Here is an 18,766-nt window from a genome sequence, read left to right as displayed (position 1 = left end):
GGTCGTTCAGTGATTGCTGAACCGGTTCACCTGACTCGGGGCGGTGCGGTGCTGCCGCGCGGGGTGAGGTGCGCGGTCTCGTCCTGGAGCCCGGTCACCGGCTCGCCGGCGATCACCGCGAGGAGCTGCCGGGCGGCGTGGGCGCCGTACGCCGGGATGTCCCGGCCCAGCGCGGTCAGCGGCGGATGCACCAGCTGGCAGAGCGGGGAGTCGTCCCAGGCGACGATGGAGAGGTCGCCGGGGACCGCGAGCCCCATCTCCTGCGCCACGGAGAGCCCGGCGATCGCCATCACGTCGTTGTCGTAGATCACCGCGGTCGGCCGTTGCGCGGAGCTGAGCAGGCGACGGGTGGCCCGGGCGCCCTCCTCGCCGGTGTAGTCCGACCAGACGGTCGTCGCCTCGTCCAGGCCGAGCCGCCGGCACACGTCGGTGAACGCGTCGCTGCGGATCTCGGTGTGCAGCAGCGAGGGCAGGCCGCCCACCCGGGCGATCCGGCGGTGGCCGAGCGCGACCAGGTATTCCACGGTCTCGACCAGGGCGGCGGCGTCGTCGGACCAGACGCTGGCCAGCGTGCCGGTGTGGCCGGGGCCCCCGATCACCACGGCGGGCAGTTGCAGCTCCTCCAGGGCGGGCACCCGCCGGTCGTCGGTACGCAGGTCGCAGAGGAAGACGCCGTCGACCCGCCGTTCGGCCCACCAGCGCCGGTAGACCGCGATCTCGGCGTCCTGGTCGGCCACCACCTGGAGGGTGAGCGCGTACGAGCGGGCGGAGAGTTCGGCCTCGACGCCGCTGATCAGCTCCATGAAGAACGGCTCGATGCCCAGTATCCGGGCCGGCCGGCACAGCGCCAGGCCGACCGCCTTGGCGGTGGCGCCGGAGAGCGCCCGGGCGGCGCTGCTGGGGCTGAAGCCGATCTCGGCGGCGATCGCCAGGATGCGCTGTCGGGTCGCGTCGGAGACGCCGGGCTGTCCGTTCAGCGCGTACGACACCGCGCCCTTGGAGACCCCGGCCCGCCGGGCGACATCGGCGATGGTCGGCCGCTTCACCGGCGCGCTCCTCCACTGTCCGGCCCCTCGGGGCGGGTTGTTCGTCCGCCGGGGTGTCCGGCGGACGTCACGCTACTGCAAGGGGTCCGGCCGGCGGGGTGCGCGCGGCGCGTCCCCGGGCTGAACCGCACAGCCCGGCACTTGCGCGGTTAAGCGTACGGCCTGACCCACCGTTCTCCGCCACCCCGGACGGGCCCGAAATTGCGCCGGAGAGCGCTTCACCACGCATGAGCGCGCTCCCACGAACACGGGATGGTTACGGGTCGGCCACGGCGTTAACCGCCCGTTGACAGTGCTAAGACGGCCCCGTACGGTGGCCTCACTTATCCGGTTCAGTCAACGTCTCTCGATCTCGGGAGCGTTCCCATTTGGCGCGGAGGATGACATGAGACGGTCCTGGTTCCACTGGGCCCGGGCGACGGCGATCGGTGCCGTCAGCCTGGTCATGGTCGCTGCGTGCAGCGGCAACAGCGGCAACAGCGGCAGCTCCGACTCGGCCGGTGGGCCGGTCACGTTGAAGATCAACTTCTGGGGCGACTTCGGCCTCCAGGACCTCAAGACCAAGTACGAGGCCGACCACCCGAACGTCAAGATCCAGCTGAACTCGGGCGAGTACAACGCCCAGCACGAGGACCTGCAGAAGAAGCTGATCGCCGGCTCCGGCGCCCCGGACATCGCGGCGATCGACGAGGGCTTCATGGTCCAGTTCCGTGGTCAGTCCGACAAGTTCGTCAACCTGCTCGACAAGGGCGCCGGCAAGTACGAGAGCAAGTACCTGCCCTGGAAGTGGAAGCAGTCGCTCACCCCGGACGGCAAGACCCAGATCGGCCTCGGCACCGACGTCGGTGGCCTGGCCATGTGCTACCGGAGCGACCTGTTCAAGGCCGCCGGACTGCCCACCGAGCGCGACCAGGTCTCCGCGCTCTGGCCCACCTGGGACAAGTTCATCGAGGTCGGCCAGCAGTACACCAGCAAGACCAACAAGAAGTTCATCGACTCGGGCACCAACCTGTTCAACCCGATCCTCGGGCAGCAGCCGGTCGGCTTCTACAACGAGCAGGACCAGCTCCAGATGGACGGCGGCCCGAAGGTGGCCTTCGACTACACCGTCAAGGCCGTCCAGGCCGGTCTCTCGGCCAACCTGGCCAGCTTCCAGGCCGACTGGGACAAGGGCTTCACCAGCGGCTCCTTCGCCGTGCTGGCCTGCCCGGCGTGGATGCTCGGCCACATCAAGGACACCGCCCCCGGCACCCAGGGCAAGTGGGACATCGCCGCGGTCCCCGGTGGCGGCGGCAACTGGGGCGGCTCGTTCCTGACCATCCCCAAGCAGGGCAAGCACGTCGACGAGGCGTACAAGCTGCTGGAGTGGCTGGTCCAGCCGGAGCAGCAGATCGAGATCTTCAAGAAGGTCGGCAACCTGCCGTCGCAGCCGGCGCTCTACGCCGACCCGGCGATCGCCGACTTCAAGAACCCGTTCTTCAACAACGCGCCGGTCGGGCAGATCTTCCCGAAGATGGCGCAGGGCCTCACCCCGCAGTACCTGGGCAAGAAGAACGGCCCGACCCGGGTGGCGGTCGAGAACGTCATCATCCGCGTACAGAACAAGACCCTGAAGCCGGACGCCGCGTGGGCGGAGGCGGTCAAGGAGGCCGACAAGGCCAGCAAGTCCTGACGCACCGGTGACCGGTGGCGGGGTGGGCCCCGGCCCGCCCCGCCACCGCCCGGGCGTCGCCGAGTTCCCACCCCGTCACCTCACCGGCCCTGGAGTGTCCTATGTCCACCACCCGTGCCGCACCCGCGCCGTCGAGCCACCGAGCCGCGCCGGAGCGCGGCCGCTCCGGGGGCGACGACCGGCGGCTCACCTGGCGCAACCGGCTGTACCGCTTCGACATGCGCTACATGCCGTACCTGATGATCGCCCCGTTCTTCCTGATCTTCCTCGCCTTCGGGCTGTTCCCGCTGCTGTTCAACGGCGTGGTGTCGCTGCGCAACTACCGGCTCGACGACCCGACGCTGCCGTACTGGGCCGGCGTGGAGAACTTCAGCAAGCTCCTCGGTGACGAGGACTTCTGGAACGCCCTCTACAACACCTTCGGCATCTTCCTGCTCTCCACGGTGCCGCAGCTGCTGCTCGCGCTGGTGGTCGCCTCGCTGCTCAACCGCAAGCTGCGGGCGCAGACCTGGTGGCGGGTGGGCATCCTGCTGCCGTACGTGACCCCGATCGTCGCCTCGACGATGGTCTTCAGCGTCTTCTTCTCCCGCGACTTCGGCATGGCGAACTGGGTGCTCGGCCTCTTCGGCCTGGGCGGCGGGGACACCCCGATCGACTGGCGGGCCGACAAGCCGCACGCCTGGATCGCCATCGCCACCATGGTCAACTGGAAGTGGATCGGCTACAACGCGCTGCTCTACCTGGCCGCGATGCAGTCCATCTCCAAGGACGTCTACGAGGCCGCCGCGATCGACGGCGCCGGCCCGTGGAAGCAGCTCTGGCGGATCACCGTGCCGTTGATCCAGCCGATCATCGTCTTCACCGTGGTGCTCTCCACCATCGGTGGACTCCAGCTCTTCACCGAGCCGATGCTCTTCGACCTCAACTCGCAGGCCGCCACCGGCGGACCGAACGGCGAGTGGCAGACCATCGGCCAGCTCATCTACAAGGTCGGCTGGAAGGACCTCAACCTCGGCTACGCCGCGGCGATGTCCTGGGCCCTGTTCGTGATCACCCTGATCATCGCCGGCCTCAACACCCTGCTGACGAACCGACTGGCCGGAGGGCGCAAATGACCGCCGTGGCACCCCCGCGTCCCGCCGTCGCGGGCAAGCGGAAGCGGCCGACGCTGATGGGACGGGCACCGCAGGACACCCCCGCCGGCCTCTGGACCTATCTGCTGCTGTCGGTGACGTTCCTCCTGGCCGCGTTCCCGCTGTACTGGATGTTCGTCATCGCCACCAGCGACGACCAGGCGCTGGCCAAGCTGCCGCCGGCGGTGATCCCCGGCAACCAGTTCATGGTCAACATCAACGAGGTCTTCTCCCTCCAGGACGTCTACTTCGCCGCCTCCCTGGTCAACAGCGTCATCGTCTCCACCGTGGTGACCGCCTCGGTGCTCTTCTTCTGCTCGCTGGCCGGCTTCGCCTTCGCCAAGCTGCGCTTCAAGGGCAGCCGGGCGCTGATGCTCGTCGTGGTGCTCACCCTCACCGTGCCCAACCAGCTCGGCATCGTGGCGCTCTACATCGTGATGAGCAAGCTCGGCTGGAACGGCACCCTGCTCGCGGTCATCGCCCCCGGCCTGGTCACCGCGTTCGGCGTGTTCTACATGCGGCAGTTCATCGTCAACACCGTCCCGGACGAGCTGGTCGAGTCGGCCCGGATGGACGGCGCCTCCACCATGCGGGTGTACGCCAACATCGTGCTGCCGGCGATCCGCCCGGCCATGGCCGTGCTCGGCCTGCTCACCTTCGTGGCCACCTGGAACGACTTCCAGTGGCCGCTGATCACGCTGAGCGGCACCGACTTCCCGACCTCGATGGTGGCGGTCTCCGACCTGGCCAGCGGCAACTACGTGATCTACCGGCGGGTACTGGCGGGCGCGTTCGTCGCCACCGTGCCGTTGCTGGTGATGCTGTTCATCGGTGGACGCCAGATCGTCCGCGGAATCATGGAAGGCGCGGTGAAGTCGTGAGCCAGCACGCGTTGCACGAGGGCTGGGTGCTGCGGGCCGTCCCCGGTCCGCAGGTGCCGCCGGAGATCGCCGACCGGGCGGTGCCGGCCACCGTACCCGGCTGTGTGCACACCGACCTGCTCGCCGCCGACCTCATCGCCGACCCCTACCTCGACGACAACGAGACCCGGCTGGCCTGGATCGGGCGCACCGACTGGGTCTACGAGACCACCTTCGCCTGGCAGCCCGGCGACGACGACCGGGTGGACCTGGTCTGCGCCGGGCTGGACACGGTCGCCACGGTCACCCTCAACGGCACCGAGGTCGGCCGCACCGAGAACCAGCACCGCGGGTACCGCTTCGACGTGGGCCCGCTGCTGCACCCCGGCGCGAACACGCTGACCGTGCGCTTCGACTCGGCGTACCGCTATGCGGAGGCGCACCGGGACCGGCTGGGCGACCGGCCGAACGCCTATCCGGAGCCGTTCCACTTCATCCGCAAGGTGGCCTGCAACTTCGGCTGGGACTGGGGACCGACGGTGGTGACCGCCGGCATCTGGCAGGAGATCGGGCTGCACGCCTGGTCCACCGCCCGGCTCGCCACGGTCCGGCCGCTGGTCACCGTCGACGGCGACACCGGGACGGTGGAGCTGCACGTCGAGGTCGAGCGGGCGGCCGAGACGCCGGTCACCCTGCGCGCCACCGTCGCCGGCGCCACCGGCGAGGTCACCGTGCCGGCGGGGGAGCGCACGGCCGTGCTGACCCTGACCGTCCGCGACCCCGAGCGCTGGTGGCCCCGGGGGTACGGCGAGCAGGCCCTGCACCAGCTCGACGTGACCCTCTGCGCGGCGGACGGCCGTACCCTGGACGCCTGGTCCCGCCGGGTCGGTTTCCGCTCGGTACGCCTCGACACCGCCCCCGACGCGCACGGCTCCGCCTTCGTCCTGCACGTCAACGACGTGCCGGTCTTCGTCAAGGGCATCAACTGGATCCCCGACGACGCCTTCCCCAACCGGGTCACCCGTGACCGGCTGGCGCAGCGCTTCCGCCAGGCCGCCGACGCCAACATCAACCTGCTCCGGATCTGGGGCGGCGGCCGGTACGAGTCGGACGACTTCTACGAGCTGGCCGACGAGGCCGGGCTCCTGGTGCAGCAGGACTTCCTCTTCGCCTGCGCCGCGTACCCGGAGGAGGAGCCGTTCCGCTCGGAGATCGAGGCGGAGGCGCGCGAGCAGGTCACCCGGCTGGCCGCGCACCCGTCGCTGGTGCTCTGGACGGGCAACAACGAGAACATCTGGGGCTGGCACGACTGGGACTGGCAGGAGCCGCTCGCCGGCCGGACCTGGGGGCGTGGCTACTACCTGGAGCTGCTGCCGGCGATCGTCGGCGAGCTGGACCCGTCCCGCCCGTACTGGCCGGGCAGCCCCTGGTCGGGCAGCGAGGACCTGCACCCGAACGACCCGGCGCACGGCACCATGCACATCTGGGACGTCTGGAACGACGACGACTACACCAAGTACCGCGAGTACGTGCCCCGCTTCGTCGCCGAGTTCGGCTACCAGGCGCCCCCCACGTACGCGACGCTGCGCCGGTCGATCTCCGACGAGCCGCTGGCGCACGACTCGCCCGGAATGGCGCACCACCAGAAGGCGATCGACGGGGACCTGAAGCTCCAGCGGGGGCTGGACGCGCACCTGCCGGTGCCCGCCGACTTCGACGACTGGCACTACCTGACCCAGCTCAACCAGGCCCGCGCCATCCAGCTCGGGGTGGAGCACTTCCGGTCCCACCGGCCGGTCTGCATGGGGACCATCGTCTGGCAGCTCAACGACTGCTGGCCGGTCACCTCCTGGGCGGCGGTCGACGGGGACGGTCGCCGCAAGCCCCTCTGGTACGCGCTGCGCCGCGCGTACGCCGACCGGCTGCTGACCGTGCAGCCGCGCGACGGCGGGCTGGCCGTGGTGGCGGTGAACGAGACCGGCGAGGCGTGGCGCGGGCCGGCCACGGTCACCCGGCTCACGCTGACCGGGGAGCCGAGGGCGAAGACCTCGGTCGAGCTGGACGTCCCGGCGTACTCCTCGGTGGTGCTGCCGCTGCCGGCGGAGCTGGCGCGGCCGGACGAGGCCCGGCGGGAGCTGCTGGTCGCCGAGGCCGGCGACACGGCGGAGCGGGCGCTCTGGTTCTTCGCCGAGGACCGCGAGATCGACTGGCCGGCGGCCGACCTGGACGCCTCCGTCGAGCCCGGTGACAGCGGCCAGCGGGTCCGGGTGACCGCCCGGAGCGTGCTGCGCGACCTGGCCCTCTTCCCGGACCGGCTGGACCCGTCGGCGCAGGTCGACCAGGCCCTGGTCACCCTGCTGCCGGGCGAGTCGGTCAGCTTCACGGTGCGCGCCGACCGCCCGCTGGACCCGACCGCCCTCACCACTCGCCCCGTCCTGCGCTGCGTCAACGACATTCGGGAGGGGGCGCGATGAGAAGGCGGCTGGCCGGCGTACTGCTGGCCCTGGCCGGGCTGCTCGCCGCGACCGGGGCGGCAACCCCGGCCGTGGCGGGCGCCCGGCACGACGGCGGCTTCGTGGTCCGCAAGGGGGACCAGCTCTTCCTGGACGGCAGGCCGTTCCGGTTCGCCGGCACCAACAACTACTACCTGGAGTACAAGTCGCACCGGATGGTCGACGACGTCTTCGCCGACGCGAAGGCCGCCCGGTTCACCGTGCTGCGGCACTGGGGCTTCCTCGACATCGGCAACGCCGACGACAGCAACTCCGTCTCCGGCAAGTCCGACGGCGTCTACTTCCAGTACTGGGACGGCACGAAGCCGGCGTACAACGACGGCCCGGACGGGTTGCAGCGCCTCGACTACGTGCTCTACGCGGCCCGCCGGGCCGGCATCAAGGTGGTCGTCCCGCTGACCAACAACTGGCGCGACTTCGGCGGCATGGACCAGTACGTCCGCTGGCGCGGTGGCGGCCACCACGACGACTTCTACACCGACCCGGTGATCCGTGGCTGGTACCGGGACTGGGTCTCGCACCTGCTGAACCGGGTCAACCCGCTGACCGGCGTCGCCTACCGGGACGACCCGACGGTGATGGCGTGGGAGCTGGCGAACGAGCCCCGCTGCAAGGGCTCCGGGGTCTATCCCACCTCGCCGACCTGCACCACCGACACGCTCACCGGCTGGGCCGACGAGATGAGCCGGCACGTCAAGGCCGTCGACCGGCACCATCTGGTCGGCGTCGGCGACGAGGGCTTCTTCTGCGACGACCCGGCCGCGCAGGAGTGGACGGTCAACTGCGGCGAGGGCGTCGACTCGGTCGCCCTGGCGAAGCTGCCGGCCGTGGACCTGATGGGCTACCACCTCTATCCCGACGCGTGGAGCAAGGACGCCGACTGGGGCACCGCGTGGATCGAGCGGCACAGCCGGGAGGCGGCGGCGATCGGCAAGCCGGTCATGCTCGGTGAGTTCGGCTTCGCCGACAAGGCCACCCGCAACCCGGTCTACCAGCGGTGGACCGACGCGGTGATCCGTAGCGGCGGCACCGGCTTCCTCTACTGGATCCTCTCCGGGGTCCAGGACGACGGCAGCCTCTACCCGGACTACGACGGCTACACCGTCTACTGCCCGAGCCCGGTCTGCACCACGCTGGCCAACGCGGGGGACGCCATCCGACGCGGCCCCCGGCCGCGCCCGCCGGTCGCCGACCACGACACCGCGACCACCCAGGCCGGCACGCCGGTCACCCTCACCCCGACGAGCAACGACATCGCGTACGCCGGGCCGGTCCGGCCGTCGACCATCGACCTCGACCCGGTCGAGTACGGCCAGCAGCGCGTCCTCGCCACCGCCGGCGGCTCGTTCGCGCTGACCGCCGCAGGCGAGGTGGTCTTCACCCCGGCCGACGGGTTCCAGGGCAAGGCGGCCGGGCGGTACACCGTCCGGGACGCCGCCGGTCGGGTGTCGAACCCCGCCGACCTGACCGTCACCGTGAAGCCCGCACCGGGCGACCCGATCCAGCTCGCCTCCTGGGAGACCGGGGTGGAGGGCTGGGCGCCGGGCAGTTGGCAGACCGACGCCGGCACGGTCGCGCAGACGTCGTCCTTCGCCACCGAGGGCAGCCACGGCCTCGAAGTGGCGGCCACCGGCGGCGGCTGGTTCGGGGTGACCCTGCCGGCCCCGGTCGACCTGTCGGCGAAGGCGACCCTGAAGTACGACCTGCGGACCTCGGTGACCGCCGGCAGCTCGACGGCGATCGCCCTGCAGACCGGCTCCGGCTTCAGCTGGTGCCAGTCGACGTTCGGCTGGGTCGGGCAGGGGACCACCACCACGGTCGAGGTGGACCTGCTCAACCAGATGTCCTGCGACGCGGCGGCCCTGGCCGACGTGCGCGGAGTGCTGATCTGGGTCAGCCCCGGCACGCACGACCTGGACAACCTCCGCGCCGACTGATTCCGTGCGGACGGGCGGCGGTTACCCCCGCCGCCCGTCCGCCGCAGCTTGCTAAGTACCGATCCCGCCCTACTGCTCGTTCTTGCCGAGATCAGGGCTGTCCTGGGACGAGATCGCCGTGGAGATCAGGCTTGCCGCTACGGGCTCTGTTGGCTGAAGGTCATCAGGGGTACGCAGGCGCGGCGGTGCCGGCATCCATGGCTTGAGGTTCTGAATGATCTGTTCGTAGAAGCCATCAACGGCATCGAGTGCAGAGTCGATGAACGCCCCTCGTCCCGTCCCTCGTTTGGTGCCGGCGGTGGTGGATCTCGCCACCCGGAAGGCGCGAAGCTCCCGGGTAGGGTCGCTGATGAGCACGGATGGATCCTCTCGGACCTTCCGAAGTAGTTCAGCAGTTCCTCCACCACGTGCATGCATGGCGAACGCTTCCACCCGTGTCGTCTCCGGTGCATCTTTGAGCTGCCGGACAAGCCAGTTGATGCGTGTAGTCGGGCGCCCCGTGCGAGGTGCGTCGACGTCGACATGGCAGATGACCTGCCCAGCGCGAAGGTCAGCCGTGACGTGTAGGGAGCCGACCGAACCGGGAATCTTGATGCCGCTGGTTAGGGTGCCTGTCGAGACGAGTTGGGCAACCATCGACTGAGTTCGGGCGGCGGGATCTGCAAGGTCGCGTCGACTCATCGCGGGCGTCACCTCAGTGCCGAGTCGTCTGCCCAGCCGAAGGCAGGCGTACCGGATGAGGGCATCGAAGCGACCGGCTACCTCTGCCGCTCCGCTGTCGGTCGCACGAAGGGTGCCTGTCGAAACGGCGTCTCTCACTTGGACCCAGGAGGCACCCATGTCGCTGAATTCCATGGCCCCCGAGCGTGGATGTTCCAGATAGCGAATCAACTCGCCAAGAATCCATGCCTGATCCGGATCGGCCACACCCCGATACTCCTTCTGCATGACGGCCAGCGTGAGGATCTCAGTCCACGGTAGGTGGTACAGAGAAACCTTCTTGAGCTTGCGTCGGTCCACCGGCGTGGGGTGCTGGCCCACAACAGGAGCGATCTCGTTTGAGATGGTGATGAGGGCGTCAAATCCTTGCTCCCTGGCGATATCGAGATACGCCTCAAGCTGCTCCGTCTTCAGCGTGTTGTTCCCAGTCTTCACCTCGACGAGGGCAGTCCACTGACGCTGGCCACGAGTCACGCGTACCAATCCGTCTGGGAACAGTTGCTGGCCGCCGAGCCTGAACGGAACTTCGATGAATGTCTGCACCGAGCCGGCGGGTGCCCCTGCCGCCTGGGTCACCACCCGACCGAACTCGCGGACCGCGCTCATGACCGCAAGCAGGGCGGAAGTCGCCCGACGCTCCTGTTCTTCGGCTCCATTGATGCCGGACGTTGGTATCAGGCGGGCGGCAAGCCAGGTTTCCTCTGACATTGAGCGACTCCTTGTAGCGGTGGTCTACGAGACGCTACCTGCCTATTACTGCTGAATTCGGTCAGGCTGACCACACGCTTGCCTATCAACAACTAGCCGTCAGGGCCTTCGTGTGGACGACCGGTGCTTAACGGTCGACGGAAGTGTCGGCCAGTCTCCTGAGAACGGCCAATCTCTCATCCAAAGCGGGAAGCGTGTCAGATAGCTGACTGCGTTCTTCGGTTGCCTGAGGCAATGAGGGGTGCGGCTAGCCAGGCAGGGCGGCCGGGGCGGCGAGCAGCTCCCACCGCTCGACCTCGCTGAGCGCCGCGTACGCGGGCTCGTCGCGACGGTCGGTGTTGGCCTCGATCGCGGCCCGCTGAGGACCGTCGGGCAGCGTCCGGACGCCCTCGGCGGTCAGGCCCGCGGCCCACCAGGCGGCCCGGTGTGAGTAACGCCTGGCAGGGTTGTTGGCCCGGATGATGGGGGGGTGACCGCCGAGTGACTGGACTCGGGTGCGGTGCATGGGATGGATGTCGCCGGCCCGGTCATTGACCCGCCAGCCGCCGCCCTCGTGGAGGCGGCCGGGTCTCGTGGCGTCGGCGTGGACCGGCTCGGCTGGGCGGTCACGGCAACTTGATGGCTGGTCTTATTCCCGTGAGCGCATGAAATTCATTGGTCGGACATTCATGTTCGATGATCTTGCTGGGCGTTGTTGCTGATCTCTTTTGGCTGCTACCTGTGTTCGGTGCATCACGTCAGAGGCCACTACCGGAATGGGCGCTGGGTGCGCCCGCACTATCGCCGCAGCAGAGGCTCCGCCTCTCTCGATCCTCAGGGCGCACGCGTGCGGGTACGCCGTCACCAGCGCAGTGACGGCACATGGGTGCGCCCGCACTACCGGCAGCGATCGACAACGACGACAGCGAGAGACGACGGCGGTGGCCTCTGGTTCTTCATCGGGGGGTTGCTGCTCCTCTTGCTGCTCCTGGTGGTCCTGTCCTCGTGAGCCGGTGAGATTGCCGACTCCGCGCAGCGCTTCGATGATTACGCCACCCGACTGTGCGAGAGCGGCAGCCGGACTGACAGAACCGGTCCGCTTCATCGAACCCGACCGGCCCGTCGACAGGAGTTGAGCCGGGCCCCGCCGGCGTGAAATGCATCGAGCGGGGACCTGCCGCTCACTCCGGGACGCGGCGGTAGGCGCCGTCGCTGGCCGAGGTGGCCATCGAGGCGTACGCGCGCAGCGCCGCCGACACCGGGCGCTGCCGGTCGGTCGGGGTGTACGGCCGGTCGCGCTTCTCCTCGGCGACCCGACGGGCCTGGAGCTCGTCGGCGGGCACGTTCAGCTCGATGGAGCGGTTGGGGATGTCGATGACGATCTCGTCGCCCTCCCGGACCAGGGCGATCAGCCCGCCCGAGGCGGCCTCGGGGGAGACGTGCCCGATGGAGAGGCCCGAGGTGCCGCCGGAGAACCGGCCGTCGGTGAGCAGCGCGCAGGAGCGACCCAGTCCCCGCCCCTTCAGGAACGAGGTGGGATAGAGCATCTCCTGCATGCCGGGGCCGCCCTTCGGGCCCTCGTACCGGATGACCACCACGTCCCTCGCCACGACCTGCTTGGCCAGGATGGCCGTCACCGCGTCGTCCTGGGACTCGTAGACCTTCGCCGGGCCGCGGAAGGTCAGGCACTCCTCGGGCACGCCGGCGGTCTTCACCACGCAGCCGTCCGGGGCGAGGTTGCCGTGCAGGATGGCCAGCCCACCGTCGGCGCTGTAGGCGTGCTCAAGGTCCCGCACGCAGCCGCCGGCCGCGTCGGTGTCCAGCGTCGACCAGCGGTTGGTGGTGGAGAAGGGCTGGGTGGTACGCACCCCGCCGGGGGCGGCGTGGAACAGCTCGATCGCCTCGGGCCGGGCGGAGCCGCCCCGGACGTCCCAGTCGGCGAGCCACTGCGCGAGGCCGGGGGAGTGCACGGCGTGCACGTCCCGGTGCAGCAGGCCGGCGCGGTCCAGTTCACCGAGGATGGCCGGGATGCCACCGGCCCGGTGCACGTCCTCCATGTGGTAGTTCGGCGAGTTCGGCGCGACCTTGGCCAGGCAGGGCACCCGGCGGGAGATCGCGTCGATGTCGGCGACCGAGAAGTCCAGCTCGGCCTCCCGGGCGGCGGCGAGCAGGTGCAGGATCGTGTTGGTCGAGCCGCCCATCGCCACGTCCAGGGCGACCGCGTTCTCGAACGCGGAGCGGCCGGCGATCGCGCGGGGCAGCACCGAGGCGTCGTCGCCGTCGTACCAGCGCTTGGCGATCTCCACGACGGTCCGGCCGGCCTCGACGAAGAGCGACCGGCGCGCCGCGTGGGTGGCCAGCGTGGAGCCGTTGCCCGGCAGGGCCAGGCCGATCGCCTCGGTGAGGCAGTTCATCGAGTTGGCGGTGAACATGCCGGAGCAGGAGCCGCAGGTGGGGCAGGCGGAGCGCTCGATCTCGCCGAGCTGCTCGTCGGTGACGGCCTCGTTGGAGGAGGCGATCATCGCGTCGATCAGGTCGATCTTGGAGTGCACGACGCCCTCGATCGCCACCGTCTTGCCGGCCTCCATCGGGCCGCCGGAGACGAAGACGGTGGGGATGTTGAGCCGCAGCGCGGCCAGCAGCATGCCCGGGGTGATCTTGTCGCAGTTGGAGATGCAGACCAGGGCGTCCGCGCAGTGCGCGTTGACCATGTATTCCACCGCGTCGGCGATCAGCTCCCGGCTGGGCAGCGAATAGAGCATGCCGCCGTGGCCCATGGCGATGCCGTCGTCGACCGCGATGGTGTTGAACTCGCGGCCCACGCCGCCGGCCTCGGCCACCGCGTCGGCGACCAGGCCGCCCATGTCCTTGAGGTGTACGTGGCCGGGGACGAACTGGGTGAAACTGTTGGCGATGGCGACGATCGGCTTACCGAAGTCGTCGTCGGTCATCCCGGTGGCCCGCCAGAGGGCCCGGGCGCCGGCCATCGTCCGACCGTGCGTGGAGGTCTTCGACCGCAGCTCAGGCATGGCTACCAGTCTGACACCGGTGTCGGCGGCGCCCTCGACCGTGCGTGCCGTGTCCCAACAGATGCACACCCGGTCCCCCACCGCAGGCGTGCATCCGGCACAGTTGAGGGCGTGCACTTCCCCCCGGGCATGGTCGCCACCGCGCTGCTGAGCGCGTTCGCCGCCGCCGGCGCCACCGCACTGCTGGTCGCGTCCGCCCGGCGGCGCAGCGGGCCGCACCGGCAGGCCCACGCGCTGCTCGCCGCGGGTGCCGGGATCACCCTGCTCAGCCTTCTCGTCGGGGCCGCCGTGACGGTGTTCGACACCGGGCACTGGGCCCAGCACCAGGGGCAGCGGATGGGCTGGGCGGCTCTGGTCTCGGTCGGCACGGCGCTCGGCGGGGTGGCCCTCGGCGCGGCCGTGCTCCGGTTGCCCGGCGCCGCCGTGACCGCGTCCGCCACCGCCCGGCTGCTCTTCGACGCCCTGATCATCGCGAGCGCGCTCTGGTTCGTCGGCTGGGTGGTCTTCTCGGAGCCGACCCGGCTGCTCGGCGCGGCCACGCCGGTGGCCTGCGTACCCATCCTGCTGGCGACGGTGAGCGCGGCGCTCGCCGCCGGGCTGGCCCTGATCGTGGTGGTGCGGGCCGCCTGCCCCCGGGGCCGGGTGACCCTGCTCGGGCTCGGCATCACCGCGACCACCTGCGGCGGGCTCGGCCTCTCCGCCGGGCTCTGCCAGGCCGGGGCCGGGCTGGCGCTGACCGGCGCCACCGTGCTGGCCGCCGGGCTGCTGGCCGTCGCGCTGGCCGTGCACCGGGTCGACCCGCTCGGCCCGGTCGACGTCGACCTGATCCGGCGCGACGGCGAGTACGCCTTCGTGCCGATGGCCGCGATGGCCGCCTCGGCCCTCTACCACCTCTTCCAGGGCGGCCGGTTCGACGCGTACGGCATCGTCGCCGGCAGCGTCGAGGGGTTCGCCCTGGTGGCCCGGCAGTACCTGACCCTCAACGACGTACGCGGCTATGCCAGCCGGCTGGCCGAGCGGGAGGCGCACTTCCGCGAGCTGGCGCACACCGACCCGCTGACCGGGCTGGCCAACCGGCGCGGACTGCTGCGCGCCCTGCAACGCTGCGCCGAGGCGGACGTGCCGTGCGTGCTGCTCGGGCTCGACCTGGACGGCTTCAAGAACGTCAACGACATGCGCGGACACGACGTCGGTGACGCGGTGCTGGCCGAGGTGGGCCTGCGGCTGCGGAGCAACCTGCGCCCCGGCGACCTGGCCGCCCGGCTCGGCGGCGACGAGTTCGCGGTGCTGATGCACGGCCGGCCGGCCGACGCGGACACGGTCGCCGAGCGGCTGCTCGGGGTCCTCGGGCGCCCGTACGAGGAGCCGGACGGACCGGTCTTCCTCTCCGTCAGCATCGGCGTGGCGGGCCGCTCCGGCCAGGAGGACGTGGAGCTGCTGCTGCGCAACGCCGACCTGGCGCTGCGCTACGCCAAGCAGCGCGGCAAGAACCGGATCGAGCGGTACGACGCCACCTACGACCAGTTGCTGCGCCGGCGGACCCGGCTGGAGCACGAGCTGCGGGGCGCGATCGACCGGGACGAGCTGCGACTGGCCTTCCAGCCGGTGGCGTCGCTGCCCTCGGTACGCCCGGTCGGCGCGGAGGCGCTGCTGCGCTGGCACCACCCGGAGCTGGGCAACGTCCGCCCGGACGAGTTCATCCCGCTCGCCGAGGAGTGCGGAATGATCGCCCCGCTCGGCGCCTGGGTGCTGCACCAGGCCTGCTACCAGCTCTCCCGGTGGCTCGCCGACGGCCACGACGTCTGGGTGTCGGTGAACGTCTCCCCGCGCGAGCTGCACGCCCCCGAATACGTCGTCCAGGTCGCCGAGGCGCTGCGCGCACACCACGTGCCGCCGCAGCGGCTGGTGCTGGAGGTCACCGAGCACGCGGTCGCCACCGACCTGGACGAGCTGATCCGCCGGCTGACCGCGCTGCGGCTGACCGGGGTGCGGATCGCGCTGGACGACTTCGGCGCGGGCTACTCGTCGCTGGGGCAGCTGCGCCGCCTGCCGATCGACATCCTCAAGATCGACCACAGTCTGGTCGCCGAGCACGAGCCGGTCCGGCCGGTGGGGCAGGACGGCCCGGCCTTCGCCCCGATGGTCGACATCGTCATGCGGCTCGGCCACCAGCTCGGTCTGGAGGTGATCGCCGAGGGGGTGACCACGCCGACCGAACTGGCCGCGGTGGTCGCCGCCGGCTGCCGCTTCGGGCAGGGTGCGCTCTTCGGGTGGGGGGTGCCGGCCGAGCACCTGGAGGCGATGCTGGAGGCGGCGACCTCACCGGGTGCCCGTCCGGCGGTGCCGCCGCCGCCCCCGCCGCCCGCCCCGGTTCGGCCGACCCCGTCGCCGCTCCTGCCGCGGCTGCGGACCCATCCACCCGCTCCGGTCCCGCCGGTGCCCGCCCCGCGCCTCTCGACGGAGGAATCCGCGCAGGTGGAGGCCGCCGCGGACGAGGCCGTCGACCCGACACGCCCACGTTCGTGAACCAACATGTGGGATCAGTTGACTCATCGCGTGAGATGCGTCAGGCTTGGCCCATGTCGTCGAACCGGTCGCTGCGAGTACTTACCTGAGCGCACTCTCCCCTCGTGAGAGTGCGCTGGCCCCGTGCAACTGCACGTGGGCCGTTTTTGTTGCCGTCGGACCCCGTCGGGGCGGGCCCCGCCCGCGTTGCACTTCCTGAACGAGCCTCACCCACTCCAGCCGAAGGCCTGAACCGCCATGACGAGACCCACGCCAGAGACCCTCGCCCACTCCGTCCGGCGATCCCGCCCGGCCACCGAGCCGGCGGGTGACACCGACCACGCTCCCGCTCCGCGCGGCGGCGCCGTCCCGGCCGCCCCGGCGGTACGGGCTTCCGCCCCGGCGCAGCTCTCCGGCGCCGGCTCGCTGGTGCGGTCGCTCGAGGCGCTCGGCGTCGACGTCGTCTTCGGCATCCCGGGCGGCGCGATCCTGCCGGCGTACGACCCGCTCTACGACTCCACCGTCCGGCACATCCTGGTCCGGCACGAGCAGGGCGCCGGGCACGCGGCCACCGGCTACGCGCAGGCCACCGGCAAGGTCGGCGTCTGCATCGCCACCTCCGGCCCGGGCGCGACCAACCTGGTCACGCCGATCGCCGACGCGTACATGGACTCGGTGCCGATGGTGGCGATCACCGGGCAGGTGGCGCGCCCCTCGATCGGCACGGACGCCTTCCAGGAGGCGGACATCCAGGGCATCACCCTGCCGATCACCAAGCACAACTTCCTGGTGCAGACCGCCGAGGAGATCCCGCAGGTCCTCGCCGAGGCGTTCCACCTGGCCTCGACCGGCCGGCCCGGCCCGGTGCTGGTGGACATCCCCAAGGACGTCCTCCAGGCGCAGACCACCTTCTCCTGGCCGCCCACCCTCGACCTGCCCGGCTACCGGCCGACCCTGCACCCGCACGGCAAGCAGATCCGGGAGGCGGCCCGGCTGATGACCAGCGCCCGCCGCCCGGTGCTCTACGTCGGCGGTGGCGTGCTCAAGGCCGGCGCCACCGACGCGCTGCGCCGGCTGGCCGAGCTGACCGGCATCCCGGTGGTCACCACGCTGATGGCGCTTGGGGCGTTCCCCGACTCGCACCGCCAGCACCTCGGCATGCCCGGCATGCACGGCACCGTGGCCGCCGTCTACGGCCTGCAGAAGGCCGACCTGATCGTGGCGCTCGGCGCCCGCTTCGACGACCGGGTCACCGGCCGGCTCGACTCGTTCGCGCCGGACGCCACGGTGGTGCACGCCGACATCGACCCCGCGGAGATCGGCAAGAACCGCCACGCGGACGTGCCGATCGTCGGCGACGCCCGGCACGTCATCGACGAGCTGATCGCGGCGGTCACCACCGAGCGGGCCGCCCACCCGTCGGCCGACCTCGACGACTGGTGGACCCAGCTCGACGACCTGCGCGACCGCTACCCGCTGGGCTACGAGGAGCCGGCCGACGGCACCCTCTCCCCGCAGTACGTGATCAAGCGGCTGGGCGAGATCGCCGGACCGGACACGATCTTCGTGGCCGGGGTGGGCCAGCACCAGATGTGGGCCAGCCAGTTCATCTCGTACGAGAAGCCGTACACCTGGTTGAACTCCGGCGGCCTCGGCACCATGGGCTACGCGGTGCCGGCGGCGATGGGGGCCAAGGTCGGCAAGCCCGACACGGTGGTCTGGGCGGTGGACGGCGACGGCTGCTTCCAGATGACCAACCAGGAGCTGGCCACCTGCGCGCTGGAGGGCATCCCGGTCAAGATCGCAGTGATCAACAACGGCAACCTCGGCATGGTCCGGCAGTGGCAGACGCTCTTCTACAACGAGCGCTACTCCAACACCGAGCTGGGCACCCACAAGCACCGCATCCCGGACTTCGTCAAGCTCGCCGAGGCGCTCGGCTGCGTCGGCCTGCGCTGCGAGAACGCGGCCGACGTCGACAAGACCATCGAGGCCGCGATGGCGATCAACGACGCCCCGGTCGTGATCGACTTCACCGTCGGTAAGGACGCGATGGTCTGGCCGATGGTCGCCGCCGGGACCAGCAACGACGAGATCATGTTCGCCCGGGGCGTCCGCCCCGCCTTCGACGAGGACGACCTCTCATGACCCTGCACACCCTCAGCGTCCTGGTGGAGAACAAGCCGGGCGTGCTGGCCCGGGTCTCCGGGCTCTTCTCCCGGCGCGGCTTCAACATCGACAGCCTCGCCGTCGGCGAGACCGAGAACCCGGACGTCTCCCGGATCACCATCGTGGTCAACGCCGAGTCCTCGCCGCTGGAGCAGGTCACCAAGCAGCTCAACAAGCTGGTCAACGTACTCAAGATCGTGGAGCTGGACCCGCAGGTCTCGGTGGCCCGGGAGCTGCTGCTGGTCAAGGTCCGCGCGGACCGCACGGCCCGTGCGCAGGTGCTGGAGACGGTCGGCCTGTTCCGCGCCCGGGTGGTCGACGTCGCGCCGGACACCCTGACCGTCGAGGCCACCGGCACCCCCGACAAGCTCGACGCGCTGCTGCGCGACCTCGAGCCCTTCGGCATCAAGGAGATGGTCCAGTCCGGCACGGTGGCGATCGGGCGCGGCTCGCGGTCCATCACCGCCGGACCGTCGCTCCGCGCCGCCTGAACCC

The 18,766-nt window shown here is 70.6% G+C and carries 12 protein-coding genes; 8 read left to right on the top strand and 4 right to left on the bottom strand.

What is annotated here, in order from left to right:
* Positions 1 to 26 precede the first annotated feature (26 nt).
* Positions 27 to 1,046 carry a LacI family DNA-binding transcriptional regulator gene (locus ABUL08_RS17090; protein WP_242797506.1) on the bottom strand — a complete coding sequence of 340 codons (1,020 nt, stop codon included), beginning with the start codon at positions 1,044 to 1,046 and terminating at the stop codon, positions 27 to 29.
* Between the two features lie 385 nt (positions 1,047 to 1,431).
* Here ABUL08_RS17090 and ABUL08_RS17085 point away from each other — a divergent pair, with 385 nt between their 5' ends.
* The 5 genes from ABUL08_RS17085 to ABUL08_RS17065 all read left to right on the top strand — a co-directional run bounded on the left by ABUL08_RS17085 (position 1,432) and on the right by ABUL08_RS17065 (position 9,161).
* Complete coding sequence (locus ABUL08_RS17085) at positions 1,432 to 2,718, top strand: ABC transporter substrate-binding protein (RefSeq protein WP_350930905.1); 1,287 nt, start codon at positions 1,432 to 1,434, stop codon at positions 2,716 to 2,718.
* Between the two features lie 101 nt (positions 2,719 to 2,819).
* Positions 2,820 to 3,833: a carbohydrate ABC transporter permease gene (locus ABUL08_RS17080; protein ID WP_350930904.1), complete on the top strand. Its 1,014-nt coding sequence runs from the start codon at positions 2,820 to 2,822 to the stop codon at positions 3,831 to 3,833.
* Between the two features lie 56 nt (positions 3,834 to 3,889).
* Entirely contained in the window at positions 3,890 to 4,732 is an 843-nt protein-coding gene (locus ABUL08_RS17075) for a carbohydrate ABC transporter permease (RefSeq protein ID WP_377521781.1), read from the top strand.
* Positions 4,729 to 7,185, top strand: a complete 2,457-nt coding sequence (locus tag ABUL08_RS17070; protein WP_350930902.1) for a glycoside hydrolase family 2 protein — start codon at positions 4,729 to 4,731, stop codon at positions 7,183 to 7,185. Before ABUL08_RS17075 ends, ABUL08_RS17070 begins: the two co-directional genes overlap by 4 nt.
* Positions 7,182 to 9,161, top strand: coding sequence for a cellulase family glycosylhydrolase (locus ABUL08_RS17065; RefSeq protein ID WP_350930901.1), 1,980 nt, complete (start codon positions 7,182 to 7,184; stop codon positions 9,159 to 9,161). Before ABUL08_RS17070 ends, ABUL08_RS17065 begins: the two co-directional genes overlap by 4 nt.
* Before the next feature lie 69 nt (positions 9,162 to 9,230).
* Here the strand turns inward: ABUL08_RS17065 and ABUL08_RS17060 are convergent, their stop codons facing one another.
* The 3 genes from ABUL08_RS17060 to ilvD form a co-directional block, all read right to left on the bottom strand.
* Complete coding sequence (locus ABUL08_RS17060) at positions 9,231 to 10,589, bottom strand: stress response protein (protein ID WP_350930899.1); 1,359 nt, start codon at positions 10,587 to 10,589, stop codon at positions 9,231 to 9,233.
* A gap of 247 nt (positions 10,590 to 10,836) precedes the next feature.
* Complete coding sequence (locus tag ABUL08_RS17055; RefSeq protein WP_350930898.1) at positions 10,837 to 11,094, bottom strand: hypothetical protein; 258 nt, start codon at positions 11,092 to 11,094, stop codon at positions 10,837 to 10,839.
* A gap of 655 nt (positions 11,095 to 11,749) precedes the next feature.
* On the bottom strand, positions 11,750 to 13,597 hold the full coding sequence (gene ilvD / locus ABUL08_RS17050; RefSeq protein WP_350930897.1) for a dihydroxy-acid dehydratase: 1,848 nt from the start codon (positions 13,595 to 13,597) through the stop codon (positions 11,750 to 11,752).
* 129 nt (positions 13,598 to 13,726) lie between these two features.
* On the opposite strand from ilvD, the gene ABUL08_RS17045 reads away from it, so the two are divergent.
* From ABUL08_RS17045 to ilvN, 3 genes are all read left to right on the top strand, one after another.
* Positions 13,727 to 16,123, top strand: a complete 2,397-nt coding sequence (locus ABUL08_RS17045; protein WP_350938680.1) for a putative bifunctional diguanylate cyclase/phosphodiesterase — start codon at positions 13,727 to 13,729, stop codon at positions 16,121 to 16,123.
* Between the two features lie 237 nt (positions 16,124 to 16,360).
* The gene (locus ABUL08_RS17040; RefSeq protein WP_350930896.1) at positions 16,361 to 18,250 is read left to right on the top strand and encodes an acetolactate synthase large subunit; all 1,890 of its coding nucleotides are present in this window, start codon (positions 16,361 to 16,363) and stop codon (positions 18,248 to 18,250) included.
* A complete protein-coding gene (gene ilvN / locus ABUL08_RS17035; RefSeq protein ID WP_350930895.1) occupies positions 18,247 to 18,762 on the top strand; it encodes an acetolactate synthase small subunit in 516 nt (171 codons plus the stop codon). Before ABUL08_RS17040 ends, ilvN begins: the two co-directional genes overlap by 4 nt.
* The last annotated feature ends 4 nt before the right edge of the window (positions 18,763 to 18,766 follow it).

This window comes from Micromonospora sp. CCTCC AA 2012012 (assembly GCF_040499845.1).
GTDB classification, from domain to species: domain Bacteria; phylum Actinomycetota; class Actinomycetes; order Mycobacteriales; family Micromonosporaceae; genus Micromonospora; species Micromonospora mangrovi.
This window is presented reverse-complemented; position numbering and strand designations above follow the sequence as displayed.

Coding starts and splice junctions, on each gene's coding strand:
- ABUL08_RS17085 (WP_350930905.1), top strand. CDS start 1,432: ATGAGACGGTCCTGGTTCCACTGGGCCCGGGCGACGGCGATCGGTGCC.
- ABUL08_RS17080 (WP_350930904.1), top strand. CDS start 2,820: ATGTCCACCACCCGTGCCGCACCCGCGCCGTCGAGCCACCGAGCCGCG.
- ABUL08_RS17075 (WP_377521781.1), top strand. CDS start 3,890: ATGGGACGGGCACCGCAGGACACCCCCGCCGGCCTCTGGACCTATCTG.
- ABUL08_RS17065 (WP_350930901.1), top strand. CDS start 7,182: ATGAGAAGGCGGCTGGCCGGCGTACTGCTGGCCCTGGCCGGGCTGCTC.
- ABUL08_RS17060 (WP_350930899.1), bottom strand. CDS start 10,589: ATGTCAGAGGAAACCTGGCTTGCCGCCCGCCTGATACCAACGTCCGGC.
- ABUL08_RS17055 (WP_350930898.1), bottom strand. CDS start 11,094: ATGCACCGCACCCGAGTCCAGTCACTCGGCGGTCACCCCCCCATCATC.
- ilvD (WP_350930897.1), bottom strand. CDS start 13,597: ATGCCTGAGCTGCGGTCGAAGACCTCCACGCACGGTCGGACGATGGCC.
- ABUL08_RS17045 (WP_350938680.1), top strand. CDS start 13,727: ATGGTCGCCACCGCGCTGCTGAGCGCGTTCGCCGCCGCCGGCGCCACC.
- ABUL08_RS17040 (WP_350930896.1), top strand. CDS start 16,361: ATGACGAGACCCACGCCAGAGACCCTCGCCCACTCCGTCCGGCGATCC.
- ilvN (WP_350930895.1), top strand. CDS start 18,247: ATGACCCTGCACACCCTCAGCGTCCTGGTGGAGAACAAGCCGGGCGTG.